This is a genomic window from Lachnospiraceae bacterium JLR.KK002 (assembly GCA_036941025.1).
In the GTDB taxonomy this organism is placed as follows: Bacteria; Bacillota; Clostridia; order Lachnospirales; family Lachnospiraceae; genus Petralouisia.
The window spans coordinates 1,079,337-1,096,783 of the sequence record JAYMNP010000001.1 but is presented as its reverse complement, the minus strand read 5'-3'; the positions used below and the strand labels follow the sequence as shown (position 1 = coordinate 1,096,783).

The following is a 17,447-nucleotide window of genomic DNA, read 5'->3' as shown; positions in this document are numbered from 1 at the left end:
ATTTTTCTCAAGGGTTTTGTATTCTATGCTGCTTCTTCCAGAGAATCATAGTATCGCTGTCGTTTGATGATGGGAGGAAGCCCTCCATTAGCAGAACAGATCCTCCGGTTATTCCAATAGCTGATGAAATATCTCCAGATCAGGGTTTTCAGTTCATCTGTGCTCATCTTCTCAGTATCATAGCGGTCATATAACAGTTCTGATTTCATTCTGGCCCACATGCTTTCACAGCGGGCATTATCATGGCATCTTCCACCCGCGCTGTTCATGCTTTGTCGGATGCCATATTGATTGATTGCGTCCCGATAAAGCCGGCTGGTGTACTGGCTTCCCCTGTCACTGTGGATAATTGCTCCGCGGATGCCTGGATACGCTTCCGCCGCGTTTTTCAATGTCCGCACACATAACGGAGCTTTCATGTTTGTATCCATTGCCAGGCCAACCACGCTGGAATCGAAGCAGTCGAAAACAGCGGAAACATACAGCTTTCCATCGCTGGCTTTGATCTCTGTTATGTCTGTTACGCACTTGGACAGCGGTTCCTCTGACTTGAAATCACGTTTTAACAGATCTTCTGATTTCCGGGCTTCCCGGTCTGCTTTCGTGATTCCGTTTGGTTTACGCCTGGGATGATGGCTGATTCCAATATCCTCCATGACACGGTAAACAGTACGTTCGCTGGGAATATCCACATTTTCAGGCTGTTTTAACATTAATGCCTGATACATGCGGATCCGGCCGTAGGTGTCATTACAATCGTCTTCCTCAAGGATCTCCATCATGGCATCTGCCAGAGCCTGGTACTTCCATGGGCGGTCTTTATTTGCAAGGTACCGGTAAAATCCCTGCCTGCTGACACGAAGGGCTCTGCAGTAAAAAGAAAGATTTCCTTTTAATTCGCCGTCTTTGGTTTTAAACGCAATAAACTTCATTCTTTCGTTTTTGCTGACCTCAGACGGCTCGCGGCGAAAAAAGCGCTGGCTTCCTCAAGAAAGTCATTTTCCTTTTTCAAACGGCGGATTTCTTTTTCCTGTTCCTTAACCTGCTGTCGGAGCTTTAAGAGTTCCTCATTAAGCGTCATGGCGCTTTGCGGGGTCTGTGAACCTGCCCCAAGGTCGAGGCTGCCAGGGCGGTTGGCCCGTACCCAGCCATACATAGTATTCTTTGGTACCCCCAGTTCTTTGGCGGCTTTTGCTTGTCCGATTTCCTTTGCGAGTTTCACTGCCTGTACTTTGTATTCATGGTCGTATTGCCTGTTTTCTGCCATTTTTGTTCACTCCTTATTCTCTTGATTATATCTCAAATCCTTGAGAATGGGCTGTCAACTTTTTTTATACCATATCAAGGATATGGGCAATCGCATTGACTTGATGCGGTCTTAGCTGAATCTCTGGGCTGATGCCGCCAAATGTGATATGGCTTCCGTCATATTCACGGGGGCGGATAGAATTAAATGTGTCATTATAATAGCGTACAAGCCTGTTCCTGCGCTCTGGGTCTTTCCAAATCCAGTCCTGAAACGCCTGCTTTATCACCTCCTGCTTTGCCTGCGCCGCCGTGGTTTCCTTATGGTTCAGAACCACTTTCTTATTGTTGTGTTCGTCATAAACATAGTCAAAGATACGGGTGTCACGGAGATTCAAAGTGTCCTCCATGATGCGGTAGGCACTTGCCCGCTTCGTGCCGTAAGTGCTGTCCGCCTTGACGTTCCCCACGTCGGAACTTTTATTCTCAATAAACCAGTCGCCGTTATATGCCGTGTAGCGTACTTGCAGCCTGCCCGCCGCATAGCTTGACGGCGTTAAAAGCTCCACCATGAACTGCTGTATATCCTCCTGCGGTATCCACGTCGCACCCAGACGGACGGAGATTTCGCTTGCGGGCAAATCCTTTGGGATGACCTTTTCCAGTGCCGCCACGTTGACCGCAAGCTCTGGGTCTGACTTTGCCGCTATCTCTGCGATTTTCAGTTCCTCCCGCACATTCCCCGATAAATACTCGTCTGCGGTCACATACCTTGCAGGCTCGGAAGATGGAACTTTATAAATAACTCCCTGCAATTCCTTAATGATTTCTTCCTTCGACCTGCAGGTGAGCCGCGCCATATAAGATAAATCGACACGGGCTTTCTCCCCGATGGAGAGGGCGAGGGCTTCGCTGGCGGTTTCCACAAAGGTCATTTCTCGGTGGGGCTTTATCGTCCGCTTCGTAAACATATCCGCTTTGCGTTTGAATTTTCCCTCGTCATCAAGCACCTCCAAAGAGCATAAAAGGAAGTAGCTCTCGTCTGCCGCAAAAGCGAGGTAGTTGCCCCTGCTGTTGATTAAGCCGTACTTTTTGGTAAAGGCATCATATAATCGGTTTAGGTTTTCCTGCTCGGTCTGTATCATTTCCTCTGGGCAGTCGTTGGTCTGGTACTGGATGAGCTTCCTCACGCAGTCACGGATTTCCAACAGCCCCTTGATGCGGTTCTCCGCCGTCATGGACACGTTGGCGGGGGTCATCCCGTTATTCTCTCGGAAGTAGACCTTTCCTCCCACAAGGGCAAAAGAGAAGTTCCGCACGTTCGGGTCGGCGGGGATGGCTTTCTCCTGTTCATCGGAGATACGGTCAACTTCATTTTCTATCTCTGGGATTTCGCCGTCTATCCGCTGCATGGCTTCATGGAGAAGCCCCGCAAGCGGCACGTCTGGGTAGGCTTTGCAGGCACTGTCCATGCCGAACCTTGTGCTTTCCATCTTCATCTCGCCAAGCACCATCTCTGGATGCTGGACAAAATAGCTGTTCATCGTAATGCCGTCCTCATTGGTATCGAGGTGTACCCACTCTGGCTCTATCTCTATCATGCGGTCACGTTTTTGTAAAATAAGGATGTCGCTCGTGACCTCCGTCCCTGCGTTTGCCCGAAACGTATTGTCTGGAAGCCTTACCGCACCCAAAAGCTCGGCTCTCTGTGCGATATATTTCCGCACCTCTGGGCTTGCCTTGTCCATCGTCCCCTTAGAGGTGATGAACATCACAACACCACCTGCCCGCACTTTATCCAGAGCCTTTGCAATAAAATAGTCGTGGATTAGGAACTTCTGGGCGTTGTAGCGGCTGTCGTTGACTTTGAACTCCCCGAACGGGATGTTGCCAAGCACCACGTCAAAATGATTGTCTGGGAGCTTTGTTTCCTCAAATCCCTCAATGGCAATGCTGGCTTTCTGGTAGAGCTGCTTCGCAATCCTGCCCGATAACGGGTCAATCTCGATGCCGTGCAGCTTTGATTTCTCCATGCTGTCGGGCAGAAGCCCTAAGAAATTGCCCGTGCCGCAGGACGGTTCTAAGATATTCCCCTGTGAAAATCCCAGACGGTCAAGTGCTTCATACATTGCCTTAATGACGATGGGCGGCGTATAAAAAGCGGTCAGCGTGGATTCCATAGCGGCATGGTATTCCTCATCGGAGAGAGCTGATTTTAATTCCTTATATTCATTTGCCCATGCCGCATTGTTGCCGTCAAACGCCATCGACAGACCGCCCCAACCGACGTATTTTGCAAGAGTTTCCTGTTCTTCGGGCGTGGCAAGGCGGTTTTCTATCTGAAGGTCATGGAGAAGCCTTATTGCTGCCATATTGTTTTGGAACTTCTCTTTTGCGCCGCCAATACCTAAATTATCATCGGTAATGCGGTAGTTGCGGCGGTCGGCAGAGAGGGCAAGGGCAAACGGTTTCGCTGCAATGGGCGTTTCCCTCGGCTGCTTATGCTCTGGCTCGTCAAAACGTATCTTCTCCACCACAATGTCATAAGGAAGCCCGTTCTCCACGGCGGGATACTCCGCCACGGTTTCCGTGGTCGGCTCTGCGGGGGATTCTGTTTTTTCTTCGGACTTTGGTTCTTTCTGTGCCAGTCTTTGCCGTTGGTTCTGTTCTCTTTCCTGCTCTAAAATCCTGCGGACATAGCCCACTTTCTCCACACGGTTTATCTGGAAACCCACGTTATTCTGAAATGTGATGTCACGCATGGAAACATCGCCGCTGATTTTTCCAACGCTTTCTATCATATAACGGCGGTTGTCAATCATAATCTCTTTGCCGATAAGGTCAGAATTATCCTGCTTTTCATCTGTTCCAGTCGGGGCAGGCTCTAAGTCCTGTTGTGCTTTCCGTTCCGCATCTTTCGCCGCAAACAGCTCCGTGATATGCTCCGCACTGTTTAAGGTATCGGCGTATTCCTGCGCTTCTTCCTCGGTTTCAAAAGTCTGGTAGATGCCACCTACGTCGTAGTATCGGTCGGCACTGTCCTCTGGGGCTTCGTTATTCCGTATAATAAACGGGTCGGCAAAGGCATCGGAAGTCTGCTCTACCGTGTAATGCGGTATCTCCTCTGGGGTATCGGGTACAATTTCTTTCCCCAATGTTCCATCAGTCTTTGCACTTCCCTCTCGATAAAACGGCTCAAGCTGTTCCTCCGTCAAGGACACTAAATCGTGGTAATACAGATTGGAAAGTGCGTTCTGGATAAGGTCGGCAAGGTCACTGTACTGCGTATATTCTGCAAGAACGCCATCCACATACGTTTCCATGCGGTACTGCAAGAGGTTGACGGATGCCTGTATCCCGTGCAAGTCATCCTCGGTATTCCGAAATGCAATCTTGACGTTGGACAAATCCGTATAGTCCACTTCGGCGTCGCCGCCAAACTCCGCATCGCAGTATGCGTCGATGCAGCCTTTCGCCTGCTCCAAAAGTTCTTCCTCGGCAGGCTCTTTCCTCCTGTGAAACCAGTCCTCCTCGGTAGCCATTATCTCGCCAAGCCGCTTTTCATCCTCTGGGGTCAGTTCCGTGTTCTGCTCCAAGAACGGGATAAACACGTCACGCCCCAGACGCAGGGATTCCATTTTCTCTCGGTAGTAATCTTCCCCCTGCCGTTTCCACTCTGGGATAAACGGACAAGTTGGGGAGAGGGAATATTCATAGAAATTTCGGATATGGTCGGTTAAATCCCCCTCGCCGTCGCCGATGTCAAACCGCCCCTCGTAATTAAATTCCTCACCGCCGATGACGGCATGGATTTCAAAATCGGTCTTATGATACCAGCCGACATGGTTCTCCTCATTCTCCCTTTCCCGATGCTGTTTTTCGTCCAGAACGCCGAGCAGCTTATTTCCCAAAGCGAAACTTAAATCCGTAAATCGGTCGTTCAGCTCCCTGTCATAAAAGGCGGGATGCTCGGAAAATCCGATAGCGAGTGTGATGCTGTCTGGCTTTTCCTCGGCAAGTGTTTCTGTTTTCTGGCTCTCGGTGATGACCGTTTTCAGATGGTCGTTCGCAGGGTTCTCCTTTAGCTTTTCTTCAAAATCGGCTCGGCTGAACTCTTTTCCGAACAATGGGAACTCCGCATTTCGCAAAGACACGGCGTTCTCATCAAAGGCGATGACCTCATATTTGTCCGCCCCGATATACACCACGTCGCCCTCGTGGTAGAGGTAGCGGAGAGGGTACAGCTCCGTAAGCTCCTGCGAGAAACGCCACGCATTGCTGCGGCTGTAAACGCTGGTCGTCTTTTTTTGCACAAGGGAGAGGAAGTCTAACAGCTCCTGCACGTTGTCGGGATGCTGCAATGCCTGTTCCATAAGGTCAGCGGGCATATCCGCAAAATCCCCGCATCCAATTACGCCCAACAAATCTTTCTCATAGCCGTCCAAGTCACGGATAAAGTCGGAGAGCCGCAGGGCGAGCGTGTCCCGCTTGTCCGCAGGGGGCAGCTCCCTTTTTTCCTCAATAAAACGCTGCCTTGCCAGTTTCCTCTGGGTGTCGATTTCATACTGCGGGGCAGATATGCTTTCCAGATAATCGGCATAGTGGTTTTTCTCTTTGGGATTGAGGTAGCGGTTATCCTTAACAAGCTCCCGCATCCGTTTTTCCGCTTTCGACCAGCTCAACAAGGTCGTGTTCGGTGGAAATGCCGTCACGGTCAATGGAGATGCCCTTGCCGCTGTACCACACATACCCCTCCGTGCCGTCTGAAAAATCAACGAAAAAGCCGCCCGTGCCGTATTCCCTTTTCAGAAAATCAATGTTCTTCTTTTTATCTTCCTGCTTCTGGAACTGGTGGTAAATGCGGTATTTCCCGTTCGCAACGCTGTTCCCTTTTACAAGGACGGCATCAATGTCCTCCTGTGAAACGGCAAAAGCAGAGGCTTTTTCGTCCTCTGCTTCAGCTATCATTTCAATCTGTTCGTCTACGGTCGGGAGATTGGCAGCAACTTCTTCCTCGTTGGCAACGCTGCCTTTTTCAGTTCCCGTCTGTTTTTCTGGCTCTGCGGTCTGTGCCGCAGCCGCTTTTTCTTCCTGCCTGCCGCCGTCCGACTGCGGCTCTGGCTCTGAATTTCCTAATTGTAAATCAGTTCTTCCAGTATCAATTCCTCCGCCTGGCTGCGGATATTGTTCATCATGCCGAGCCACTGCATCGGGGCTTTCTCTTTCAGCTCCTCCGTCACTCCCTGCTCGGCTGCTAACTGCTTCGTTAGAAGCTCCAGCCGCTGCAACGCCGTCTGTTCGGTCTGGTGTAAGTGTTCGTTCAGCCTGCCCGCTGTCAGCAGGTTGAGGTACGCCACCCTCTTGTGGTTTTCCAGATAATCCCTGTGCATCAAAGCGTACCTGCCAAGCGGAAGCTCTGGCTCTGTCGGTAATGTCAGGTCGGGAATAAGATAATCCGCCTGTTTCGTGTAAGTGATTTCGCCCATTATCTTCGCTCCTTTCGGGTTGTTTCCTGCCTTTATCATACTGGCTTGCGATGTCCCTTGCAAATGTGCGGTTCTGACCTCTAGCTTCGATTTGCACATTTCGGACTGCCGCCGAGATTTCCCGCAACGCCATCTCAGAAATGTCGCTCGTGGCTATGCCGATGGCGTTCAGCGTCTGGGGCGTGTTGAAATTTATAATCTCTGCAAAGTCCTCATGCTCAAAATACCCATCCGTATCCAGACCGCAGCGGCTCAGCAGCATATAGGCGACGCTGTTTGCGGCAAGCCGTCTGTAAATCACTTCTATATTATAGTCGTCCAGTTCCTCCAAAAAGCTGTCTTTCGTGCAGCCCTTTAGCTGTGAGAGGTAATCGGGCAAGTTGTCCTCCACGGCGTTCTCCGCCGTCCCTATTAAAAATGTGGCAAAATCGCCGCCCTCCGTGCCGCCGAACCTGTCCGCAAGCCGCTCCATGACGGGCTGCTCGTACCGCTTATCCATCTGCCATATCGGGACGGCTCGGCTGCCGTAGTAGCCCTCATGGGTGTCGGAAACGTCAAAATAATATTTCAGCGTGTTCCTGCGCCCTTTCGGGTCAAAGACCGCTATGCCTTTGCTGTCTTTATTTACCCAACGCTTAAAGAGCCTGTTCCATGTGCCAATCTCGGCGACTGCCGTAGCGTCGGGGCGTTGGGCGTAAATCAAGAGCTGCTCGTCAAAGCGGCACTTGTAATTGTGGCAGGCAGAGGATAAAAAGCCCTGCCAAGCCTGCGGGTTCTTTGCGACCGCCATCCCCGTGCGGCGGTACAGCTCCGTAATAAGCTGGTACTTTGCAGCCATAGGCTCACACCTCCTTATCGTTCCATATCTTTGTTTTTCTGCTTCCTGTCGTATTCCCCGCACCGCTCGGCGATTTCGGAATACATCTTGTCCCGCATGTCCCGCTCATAGGCTCGGTATTCCTTTGCCTTTTCCGTGGGCTTGTACCAGACACTCTTTTTATCTGCTTCATCTAAGCCCTCATAGCGGTCGTCTATCTTGTCCATATATTCCTTGTAGATGGCATGGGCGGCGGGGGCGTCCTTTGCGTAGCGGTAACGGTCAAGGCTCTTATGCGTCCCACGAAGCTCTGCGTATTCATAGAGCATACGGATAACCTCACGGTCAAGCCCTTTCTGCCCCTCGGCATCATAGATTTCCGACAGTCCCTTACATCTCCATGAATGGTAGGGAGAGGTGTCGTTGGAGCTGTGGGAAGATACATACACGCCGTCTTTCTTTACCGTGATGCGGTTGATTAGCTCCGTACTCATTCCATCCCACCTCCCAGAAATGAGATGACCTTGTTCCCCTTGATGCTTTTTTGCAGCTCATTGATGAGCGTGATGTCCGCTACCGTGATGCCCTGCATGGAGAGAATGTCGTCCATCGTCATGGCAGCAATGGCTTTTTCCTCGGTAAATCCTGCGTCCAGAACCTTGTTTAAGGCTCTGACGGCTTTTGGGTTGACTGGCATATCCCATACCTCCTATCGTTCATGGTCTTTTTGCTTCGGGGCTTTCTGTGCGGACGGCGGCTCCTGCGGCTTCGGCTCATACGTTGCCCCGTTTTTCTCCATGCGCTCGGCAAACTCACAGATGTGGTAAATGTCGCCGCCCCTGCCAGAGCTTAACTCTAAATGGGTTTCGTCGATATAGCGGCAGGCGTGTTCAAATTTTTCTTTCCACGCCGTCGTAATGATGATTTTCCCGCCGTCTGGGATGCGGAACAGTTCTTTGTAATGGGGGTCAATAAATCGGATTCCCTTTTCTGCTCTGGATATATGCCTGTCGAGCCATTCTTTCACATAGCAGTAGCAGTAAAAGTTATAGTCGCCCTTTGTCGGGTTGCAGCGGAGCAGGAAAGCGTGTTTCTCTGTATCCACACGGAAGCCGTACTCCGTGCAATAGTTCCCATTAAAGCCACTATCGGGAAATTCCTTTGTAAATGCACCCATGTCATAGCGGTTATGCAGAAGCCCCTTATCTTCACGCAGGGCGTTGATAATATCGTCCAGACCTGTCTTGAACTCGTCCGTTTTCCATTGTTCTCTGGTATCAAACCAAGTGGTATGAAAGCCATATCCAGAGGGGGCAAAATCACCTCGGAGATGCCCAATACATCCCGTCTGCCCCTCAAGCTGCATACTCTGGGCGTAGGTGTATTTCTGTTCGGATTGCGTCAAAGCCCGTACCTCCATCAGCGTTCCTCCCTGCTCTTTGATTTCTTCGCCTTTTCCTGTTCCTTGATTTTTGCGAGTGCTTCCTTTGCCCAGTCGGGCATCTTCTCTGGCTTGATTTCCCCAAGCACGTCGCACCGTTCCCATCGGGCGTGCTTTCCGTCCGCAAGGGAAGTGCCGAACACCGCCTGCCCCCTGCCGCCCAACGCTCCGTGACCGCCGTCCGCCAATACAAGCTGGTAGGCAGAATGTCGGTATTCGTGGCGGTTGACTTCGGCATTGATGACAACGACCTTTCCCACAATGCTGCCGCATTTGTCGTCTGGGATGCAGTCGTCTATGGTAAACGGGGTCATGTCAAACTTGAACTGTTCCTGCTCGGCTCTTACACTTTCTATCTGTTCCTGCACCCTGTCGGTAAACATCTGCATGGCTTCCAGATAGTCGTCAGAGCCGACCGCATCCGTCACCCATTCTGCGGACAGCGGGTTATCGTAAGTGCAACAGCAGACAAGATACGGGTATTCTTCTTTCTCATCTATGCCGAACACGACTTCCTTTTTGCCGATGTGGATGCTCTGCGTGACCTCGTAGGAGCTAATCATCCGTTTTTCTTCGTTCTCCATCGGGATTCTCCTTTCTTTGCTTTTTCTCCCTCTGCCAGTCTAAAACCTTTCGGATGCAGACGTCGCAGAAGATGACACGGCTGTCCTTATATCGGGGATAAGGACAGTCCGTGCAGTCATATTTCTTGTCATTTTCATTGTTTCCCGTGCTACCGCTCACGCCCATCGTGCTGCTTCGCCTTTTTATCGTGCTGTTGGTTGTATGGCATCTGGCACTCCGACTGGTAGCGTTCGTTCAGCTTTTCCCTCGCCGCTTCAAGGGTGTTGCAGTAGCAGCCCCAATAATAGTTGTCGCCGCCCTTGCAGTACCAGCATACATAAGGGTTCGGGGCTTTCGGGTGATGCCCGATGACAAGCTCCGTGTTCCCGATAGTGCAGCTCTCTATGATTTCATAGCCCTGATTGGAGCGTGTTTCACCGTCCATAGGCGTTCCTCCTCTCTTTAAATTTTTTATTCACTTCAAGATTCTTTCGCATATCTATGGTATGCCTTTTCCCCTTTGGCTCTGATTTTCTGCATCCGCACGCTCCCTAAAAGCTCTGGGTATTTCTCCTGCAATTTGCGGCGTGTCCTGCCCACGCTCTCAAAGCTCGGCAAGCCAAGCCCCTTATGGTTCAAAAGTATCTGGGCAAGCGGCATAGCTCCCGCATCTTTCAGATACAGGTTGCAGAGGGCAAGGTACAGCACCATGTCGTCATTTCTAGCGTCCTCATTCTCTTGCAGGACAGACTTCACTTTCCCCTCTATGGTTTTCAGATTTTCCATATCTACCTCCATACATGGAAAGAGGGCGGTCATTGAAAACCGCCCCAATCCACATCAGTAAAATATTTCTCAAACTATTTCCTGCGGAGATGCAGCCACGCAGCCGCACCGCCGATAAACGCCACAAGCACAATGGCGATGATGGTTTTTCCCCTCATCCTGCTTAGTCCTCCTTTTTCTTTCTTCTGCACTGGTAGCCTGCAAACCCGAAGATTCCCGCACCGACTGTAAATGCCGCCGCAAGGCTTACCCAAAAACCGAGGCTGAAGTCGTCGCCCGTTTTCGGGGTGTCACGCAGCTCGTTGTGCATGGTTACGGTTGCCGTTTCGTCCGTCTTGACGGTCACTTTCTGGTCGGCGGGCAGGATATAGCCAGAAGATGCCTTGTCGCTGACCTCAGACACGGTGTACTCGCCGATACGCAAGCCGTCAATGACGATTTCTCCGTTCTTGTCGGTAGTAAAGGTCTGGTCGTAATCTTTGCCGATGACACGGAAAGAGAAGCCCTCCACCTTACCGTCAGAGGATGTCTTGACGATTTTGAGTGAGCCTTTCTGTGCTTCATTTAAGAAGCCCTTGCCCGCTTCATTCTCCACATTGTAGGTCTTGCCGTTTTCCTCGATGGATACGGGATAGACATTCTCATCCAAAACAAAGCCTGTCGGGGCGGTTTTCTCACGGACAAGATATTTGCCGTACCGCAGGTCGTTCATCTGATACACGCCTTTCTCCACCTCGCCCATCTCGCCGAGAAGCTCGTCTTTCTTGTCCAGTTTTCCATCTTCGTTTGTATCAGAGTAGACCTCGAATACTGCACCCGTGAGCTTGTTGTCTTGGTAGTCCTTGTCTACCTTAGTCAGAGAGATATTGCCTTTGATGAAATAATTTACAAACTCAATCTCCACAACCTCGTCAACCTCACTGATTGTCACGCTGATTTCTTCCTCGGAGAGTACATATCCTTTCGGGCTTTTGATTTCACGGATTACCCATGTGCCATACGGAACTTCGGCAAAAGAAAAACTGCCGTCATCCTCGGATGTGGCAGTTGCGATTGCATTTTCCTTTGTATATTCCGTTGTCCCCACCTTAAAGATGCCGATTAACGCATCGCCTAAATCTTCGCCGTCCTCATTGGACTTTTTGCCGCTGACAGAGCCGTAAATCAGTTCGTTTTCAATGGCTTCGCCCTCGTTTGCCGTGATGGTTACAACGGCTGTTTCCTGCCCTGCGTACTCGAAGTCAACAGGGTACTTCTCATCGCTGATAAGGTAGGCGGCATTTGTGCTGATTTCCTGCACATAATAGCTGCCCATCGGCAAGTCGCTGATTGCTTTTCCGTGACCGTTCTCATCAAGGAAGATGACTTCAATCAATCCGTCCGCAGGGATAACAGAACCGTCTGCGGCGGTCAGCTCCTCGGCTGCATACAGACCGAACGTGACGTCCTTGATTTCGCCGTTGCTGCCCACGCCGTATGCTTCATCAACCTCAAGGCTCTTGATTACGTCAATTTCTACACGCTGACGCTCATTGTAAAACTCCGTGCCTGTTTCCGTCACTTCGATTTCCTGCCCCGCATACACAAGCTCGACCGCATGGATTTCATCATTCAGCACCATGCCATACGGGGCGGACACTTCCTTTACCTCATACTTTCCGAGATAAAGCTCCTGATTTTGTCAAGATTAGTTGACACATTTTTCTCAAGGGTTTTGTATTCTATGCTGCTTCTTCCAGAGAATCATAGTATCGCTGTCGTTTGATGATGGGAGGAAGCCCTCCATTAGCAGAACAGATCCTCCGGTTATTCCAATAGCTGATGAAATATCTCCAGATCAGGGTTTTCAGTTCATCTGTGCTCATCTTCTCAGTATCATAGCGGTCATATAACAGTTCTGATTTCATTCTGGCCCACATGCTTTCACAGCGGGCATTATCATGGCATCTTCCACCCGCGCTGTTCATGCTTTGTCGGATGCCATATTGATTGATTGCGTCCCGATAAAGCCGGCTGGTGTACTGGCTTCCCCTGTCACTGTGGATAATTGCTCCGCGGATGCCTGGATACGCTTCCGCCGCGTTTTTCAATGTCCGCACACATAACGGAGCTTTCATGTTTGTATCCATTGCCAGGCCAACCACGCTGGAATCGAAGCAGTCGAAAACAGCGGAAACATACAGCTTTCCATCGCTGGCTTTGATCTCTGTTATGTCTGTTACGCACTTGGACAGCGGTTCCTCTGACTTGAAATCACGTTTTAACAGATCTTCTGATTTCCGGGCTTCCCGGTCTGCTTTCGTGATTCCGTTTGGTTTACGCCTGGGATGATGGCTGATTCCAATATCCTCCATGACACGGTAAACAGTACGTTCGCTGGGAATATCCACATTTTCAGGCTGTTTTAACATTAATGCCTGATACATGCGGATCCGGCCGTAGGTGTCATTACAATCGTCTTCCTCAAGGATCTCCATCATGGCATCTGCCAGAGCCTGGTACTTCCATGGGCGGTCTTTATTTGCAAGGTACCGGTAAAATCCCTGCCTGCTGACACGAAGGGCTCTGCAGTAAAAAGAAAGATTTCCTTTTAATTCGCCGTCTTTGGTTTTAAACGCAATAAACTTCATTCTTTCGTTTTTGCTGACCTCAGACGGCTCGCGGCGAAAAAAGCGCTGGCTTCCTCAAGAAAGTCATTTTCCTTTTTCAAACGGCGGATTTCTTTTTCCTGTTCCTTAACCTGCTGTCGGAGCTTTAAGAGTTCCTCATTAAGCGTCATGGCGCTTTGCGGGGTCTGTGAACCTGCCCCAAGGTCGAGGCTGCCAGGGCGGTTGGCCCGTACCCAGCCATACATAGTATTCTTTGGTACCCCCAGTTCTTTGGCGGCTTTTGCTTGTCCGATTTCCTTTGCGAGTTTCACTGCCTGTACTTTGTATTCATGGTCGTATTGCCTGTTTTCTGCCATTTTTGTTCACTCCTTATTCTCTTGATTATATCTCAAATCCTTGAGAATGGGCTGTCAACTTTTTTTATACCATATCATCCTTACTTTCCGCCGTTCCGTCCTCGCCAGTCGTTACAGTATCTACCACCTCGCCTTTTTCGGCTCTGACTGTTCCGTCTGTCGTGATGATGTCCTCGGCTGCGGTAATCTCGTAAACTGCACCCTCTAAATTATCCACGGCAAAAATCGGCTGGTACAGCCCCTTGTTTCCTGATACCCTGCTGAATACCTCCCCAGACTTTCCTACCGTGATTTTCCCTTTCTGTGCCATATTGGAGCGTTCCACCTTTACAATGGTGACGCCGCTTTCTTCCTCGGAGTTTTCCTGCCCCACGTCAAAATAAACTGGCTCGGAGTCTAAAACATAGCCGTATGGGGCTTGCACTTCCACAAGCGAATATCCCTTGCCGTATTCTAAGGTCTGCGGCGTGATAAGCCCGCCGTCCGCCGTGGTGTAGAATGTGTCAATCTCCGTCACTTCTGGATAAGTGAATTTCATTGTTACAAGGTTTCCCTCTGGGTCGTAAATCTGGAAGCCTGCGCCCGCATAGGGAATAACTTTAGCCGTTTCTATATCCTTTTTCACAATCTTGATATAGCTTTCAAAGTTGGCGTTGTTGATAAGGTAGCGGTAGGTCTGGCTGTCCTTGCAGATGAACACGTCAAAATCTTTCATCAGCTCCCGACCGTCCCATCCAGAGGTCTGATGCACGGTATAAATGCCGTATGGCATATCCTTTGTCTGGGCAAAGCCGTTCTCATCGCAGATAAGCGTGTCACGCTCGGTTTCCTCCGCCGCATCAAAGCTGCCTGCGGATTTCAAATACACCTCAAAGACAGCCCCCTCCTCTGGTGTTTCAATCTGGGTTTCGCCGTTGTCGGTGTGCTTGATGACGGCGATGTTCCCCTTAATGACCTGCTCATTTACGTCGTTCTTCGCAGAATTGTATTCCACGGTATAAAGTTCTGGCTCTGCCCCTACATGGTGTACGGTCGTGTCCAGAAGATAGCCCTCGGACGGGGTAATCTCACGGACGCTCCAATCATTCCCGCAGATATAATATTTCGTTGTGAACTGCCCGTTTTCATCGGTGGTGTAGGTGTCAACCAATTCCTCGCCCTTATAGATGCCGTAAACCGCACCTGCAAGGGTGGCGTCGCCCTGCGGCTTCTCGCCCGTTTCCACGTCGGTCTTTAATACCGTGACATTGAATTTCTTCAAGATGTTTGTAAAGCTGCGTTTCGTGACCTTTTTCCACTCAATCGGGGCGGTCTGGGATGCAGGGACAACGTAGCGGATAGCCGTGTCCACTTCCTCAAGGGTGTACGGCGTGCTGCCGCTGATAAGGACGTTCTCAAACTTAGCCAATCCATTCTTATCGGTCACGGCGTATTCATCAACCGCCAATCCGCTTAAAGAAGTGCCGTAAAGGTGGAATTTCACGCCCTCCACCAGATTATCCTCGGATGTTTTCACAACCTCAAGGCTTCCACGTTTCAAGGTATTGCTGAACGTCACCGTAGAGGTTTTCCCGCCGATGATTGTCACGGTCTGGGTTTTCTGCGGCTCATAACGGTCGATGGACTGCTCCGTGACGGTGTAAGTGCCAGGGAATAATCCCTCAACCGTGATATTTCCGTCCTTGTCTGTTTTTACGGTCTTGTTGAAGCCGTCGCCCTTGATGGTAAAGGAAATCCCCGCAACAACGCCGTCCTCGGAAGTCTTTTTCAATGCGACCGTGCCTGTCGGCGTTTCCACGTTGATATACGCCGTCATGGTGTCCACGTTTTCCACGCCCGTAATGACATCCTGTAAATTCGGGTCGCCGTAGGCAATCATCTTCGCTCCGCTGCTGACCGTCGGCGTGTTGTTCCTCGTTGCCGTAATCCTCGCCTTGCCGTCAATCGCCTTTTTTGACGTGATGGTGAGCTTGTTCCCAGATTTGGAAACTTTCACATTGCTGTCGGAACTGGTAAAGGAATACTCGGAAAGAGCATTATTCTTATCCGTCAATGTCAGGCTGTACTTCCCGTCCTTATAGGCAAGTTCTTTTGTAATATCTTTTTTGCCCGCCGACATGAAGCTTGGAATCGTGCTGTGCCTTGTCATGAATGACACAATCTGGTCGTAAGCCGCCCTCGCCCCGCTGTTGGCATAATTAGAGCCAAAGTGTAGGCTGTAAACGGTCGTGCTTGTCTGGCTGTACGGGCTTGCTGAATTACGGCATCCCGTGACGAACTCCCATACAAGGGTCTGCGTGGCAAGCCATTTCTCATCATCGCTCCCAGATAAATTCCCGCTGTTCCCCTGATAGCCGTAGAGCAGGGCAAGCCCCACCGCCTTTTTCTGGTCTGCGGAGAGGGCGTTCCATGTGTTGGAAGACGCCTTTGCCAGCGTGTTGCCTGTTTTTAAGGGTACGCCCGGCTGAAGGCAGAACGCCGTTTCCCCGTCTACATACATGCGGTATTTGTATTCGCCCGTGCCGCCTGCGGTATGACCTCCAATGTTTGCACTGGAATTATAACGGATGGCGTTCCCTGCGCCGTCGTAGGTGTGGGTAAAGGAAATTGTGCCGATGTCGCCCGCCGCAAACGCTGTCGTGGCAGGGACGGCGGACAGTGCCGTGACCGCAGCAAGGGCAAACGCCGCAGCCCTTTGAAATAGTTTACATATCTTCATTCATTACCTCCTGTTCGTACTCATGTTAATAGTTGACTTTCTGGCAGAAAAAAAGCCGCCCATGTGGACAGCCTTTAATATTTCTTTTCTCGGATAGTTACTGGCAGTATCTAGTATAGCGAATATTAAATTGTTGATAGTTTAAATAGTTGCTGCTTCATCGGGATTAATTTCATCCATTTTATATGTCCAATGATAAACGATTGGATCGGCATTGATCTCATCGAAGTAGCGGTATATCCGCTCCGACAGTTCCTCCTTTGAATTGACGCGGATGCCTTTTAACATCTGCTTTGTCATTTTGCTGAAAAAGCTTTCAATCATATTCAGCCATGAAGTGTGTGTCGGGGTAAATACAAACAAAAAACGGCCTTCGGGTAACGTTGCAAGAAACTGTTGGGTTTCCTTTGAAGTATGGGCTGAGTGGTTGTCCAGTATCAGCCGTATTGTGTCACCCTCCGGGTATTTTACATCAAGAATCTTTAGAAACTCGATAAAATCAGAACTTTTGTGTGTCTGGCTGACCAATGGAATTGCCTCCCCTGTCAAAAGGTCAATACCTGCAGGCAGTGACAGCGTCCCAAGCCGCACATACTCATAATCCCGGCGGACATAACCTTTTTCCTCTGTCGGGGTATGGTCGGGATATTTGTTGGCAACAGCCTGGATGCCGGGTTTTTCATCATATGAAACAGTATGTGTCAAATGCCCGTTTTCCGGTATGATGATATTCCCATCAATGCCAAACTGCATCTCGACCTGCTTATAGACCAGGAGGACGTCATGCATCTTATTCTCAAAATCAGGGTCTTTCCGTTCAAGATAATACTTGATCCTGAATGGTTTTATATCCATCTTTTTGAGATATTTTTGGAGCCATGGTTTGGTAACTGTCTTTAAGCGTGGATAGCCGGCTTCTTCAGCATATGCCTGTATATGTCTGTGCAACGCAGCCAGTGTCCATAATTCTGCAGCATAGCCAGGGTCACAGGGTTTTTGGCAGGCTATACTGACAATCCATGCTTTTGCATCGTCAGTAATCTCAACTGGTCTGCCGGAACGCTCGTCATCAAATATGGCAAGGTTAATTCCATTGTTAAGATAACGGTCAATACAGCGCCGGACGGTATTCACACTAATGCCCAGGCCGTCTGCGATAGCCTTGTCTGTCCTGGCTTCGGATTTCCATAGCAATATTCGGGCACGGTCAACAACCTGCGCCTGGATAGTTCTGGCTTTTATCAATGATTTTAGGTAATCACGTTCTTCATCTGATATTGTAATGCTATAAGATAACGCTGGCATAATCAGCCTCCATAAATTATATTTATTAAGTCTATTATACCAGATACCGAAACTATCAACAACTTAATTTATGATATACTAGGGGGAGAGGTGTGGAGAGGGGGAAATTAAAAAATTTT

At 49.9% G+C, this 17,447-nt stretch carries 14 protein-coding genes and 3 pseudogenes; all 17 read right to left on the bottom strand.

Annotated elements, in window-relative coordinates:
• Positions 1-23 precede the first annotated feature (23 nt).
• Entirely contained in the window at positions 24-932 is a 909-nt protein-coding gene (locus VSQ32_05260; GenBank protein MEH2942277.1) for an IS3 family transposase, read from the bottom strand.
• The gene (locus tag VSQ32_05255; protein MEH2942276.1) at positions 929-1,267 is read right to left on the bottom strand and encodes a transposase; all 339 of its coding nucleotides are present in this window, start codon (positions 1,265-1,267) and stop codon (positions 929-931) included. The genes VSQ32_05260 and VSQ32_05255 overlap by 4 nt, the downstream gene beginning before the upstream one ends.
• A gap of 76 nt (positions 1,268-1,343) precedes the next feature.
• A pseudogene (locus tag VSQ32_05250) lies at positions 1,344-5,618 on the bottom strand (LPD25 domain-containing protein).
• Between the two features lie 265 nt (positions 5,619-5,883).
• On the bottom strand, positions 5,884-6,450 hold the full coding sequence (locus VSQ32_05245) for a hypothetical protein (GenBank protein ID MEH2942275.1): 567 nt from the start codon (positions 6,448-6,450) through the stop codon (positions 5,884-5,886).
• Entirely contained in the window at positions 6,378-6,731 is a 354-nt protein-coding gene (locus VSQ32_05240) for a TnpV protein (GenBank protein MEH2942274.1), read from the bottom strand. Before VSQ32_05240 ends, VSQ32_05245 begins: the two co-directional genes overlap by 73 nt.
• Positions 6,732-7,583: 852 nt before the next feature.
• Entirely contained in the window at positions 7,584-8,042 is a 459-nt protein-coding gene (locus tag VSQ32_05235; protein MEH2942273.1) for a hypothetical protein, read from the bottom strand.
• Positions 8,039-8,245 (bottom strand): hypothetical protein, encoded by a 207-nt coding sequence (locus tag VSQ32_05230; GenBank protein ID MEH2942272.1) that lies wholly within the window; start codon positions 8,243-8,245, stop codon positions 8,039-8,041. Before VSQ32_05230 ends, VSQ32_05235 begins: the two co-directional genes overlap by 4 nt.
• A gap of 12 nt (positions 8,246-8,257) precedes the next feature.
• A complete protein-coding gene (locus VSQ32_05225) occupies positions 8,258-8,968 on the bottom strand; it encodes a hypothetical protein (protein MEH2942271.1) in 711 nt (236 codons plus the stop codon).
• A complete protein-coding gene (locus tag VSQ32_05220) occupies positions 8,968-9,573 on the bottom strand; it encodes a hypothetical protein (GenBank protein MEH2942270.1) in 606 nt (201 codons plus the stop codon). The genes VSQ32_05225 and VSQ32_05220 overlap by 1 nt, the downstream gene beginning before the upstream one ends.
• Positions 9,545-9,739, bottom strand: coding sequence for a hypothetical protein (locus tag VSQ32_05215; GenBank protein ID MEH2942269.1), 195 nt, complete (start codon positions 9,737-9,739; stop codon positions 9,545-9,547). Before VSQ32_05215 ends, VSQ32_05220 begins: the two co-directional genes overlap by 29 nt.
• Complete coding sequence (locus VSQ32_05210; GenBank protein MEH2942268.1) at positions 9,723-9,998, bottom strand: hypothetical protein; 276 nt, start codon at positions 9,996-9,998, stop codon at positions 9,723-9,725. Before VSQ32_05210 ends, VSQ32_05215 begins: the two co-directional genes overlap by 17 nt.
• A gap of 35 nt (positions 9,999-10,033) precedes the next feature.
• Entirely contained in the window at positions 10,034-10,339 is a 306-nt protein-coding gene (locus VSQ32_05205; protein MEH2942267.1) for a hypothetical protein, read from the bottom strand.
• A gap of 163 nt (positions 10,340-10,502) precedes the next feature.
• Positions 10,503-12,020, bottom strand: a pseudogene (locus VSQ32_05200) (SpaA isopeptide-forming pilin-related protein).
• Between the two features lie 40 nt (positions 12,021-12,060).
• A complete protein-coding gene (locus VSQ32_05195; GenBank protein ID MEH2942266.1) occupies positions 12,061-12,969 on the bottom strand; it encodes an IS3 family transposase in 909 nt (302 codons plus the stop codon).
• Positions 12,966-13,304, bottom strand: a complete 339-nt coding sequence (locus VSQ32_05190) for a transposase (protein MEH2942265.1) — start codon at positions 13,302-13,304, stop codon at positions 12,966-12,968. Before VSQ32_05190 ends, VSQ32_05195 begins: the two co-directional genes overlap by 4 nt.
• A 44-nt stretch (positions 13,305-13,348) precedes the next feature.
• A pseudogene (locus VSQ32_05185) lies at positions 13,349-16,023 on the bottom strand (SpaA isopeptide-forming pilin-related protein).
• A gap of 141 nt (positions 16,024-16,164) precedes the next feature.
• Positions 16,165-17,328, bottom strand: a complete 1,164-nt coding sequence (locus VSQ32_05180) for an IS630 family transposase (GenBank protein MEH2942264.1) — start codon at positions 17,326-17,328, stop codon at positions 16,165-16,167.
• Positions 17,329-17,447 lie beyond the last annotated feature (119 nt).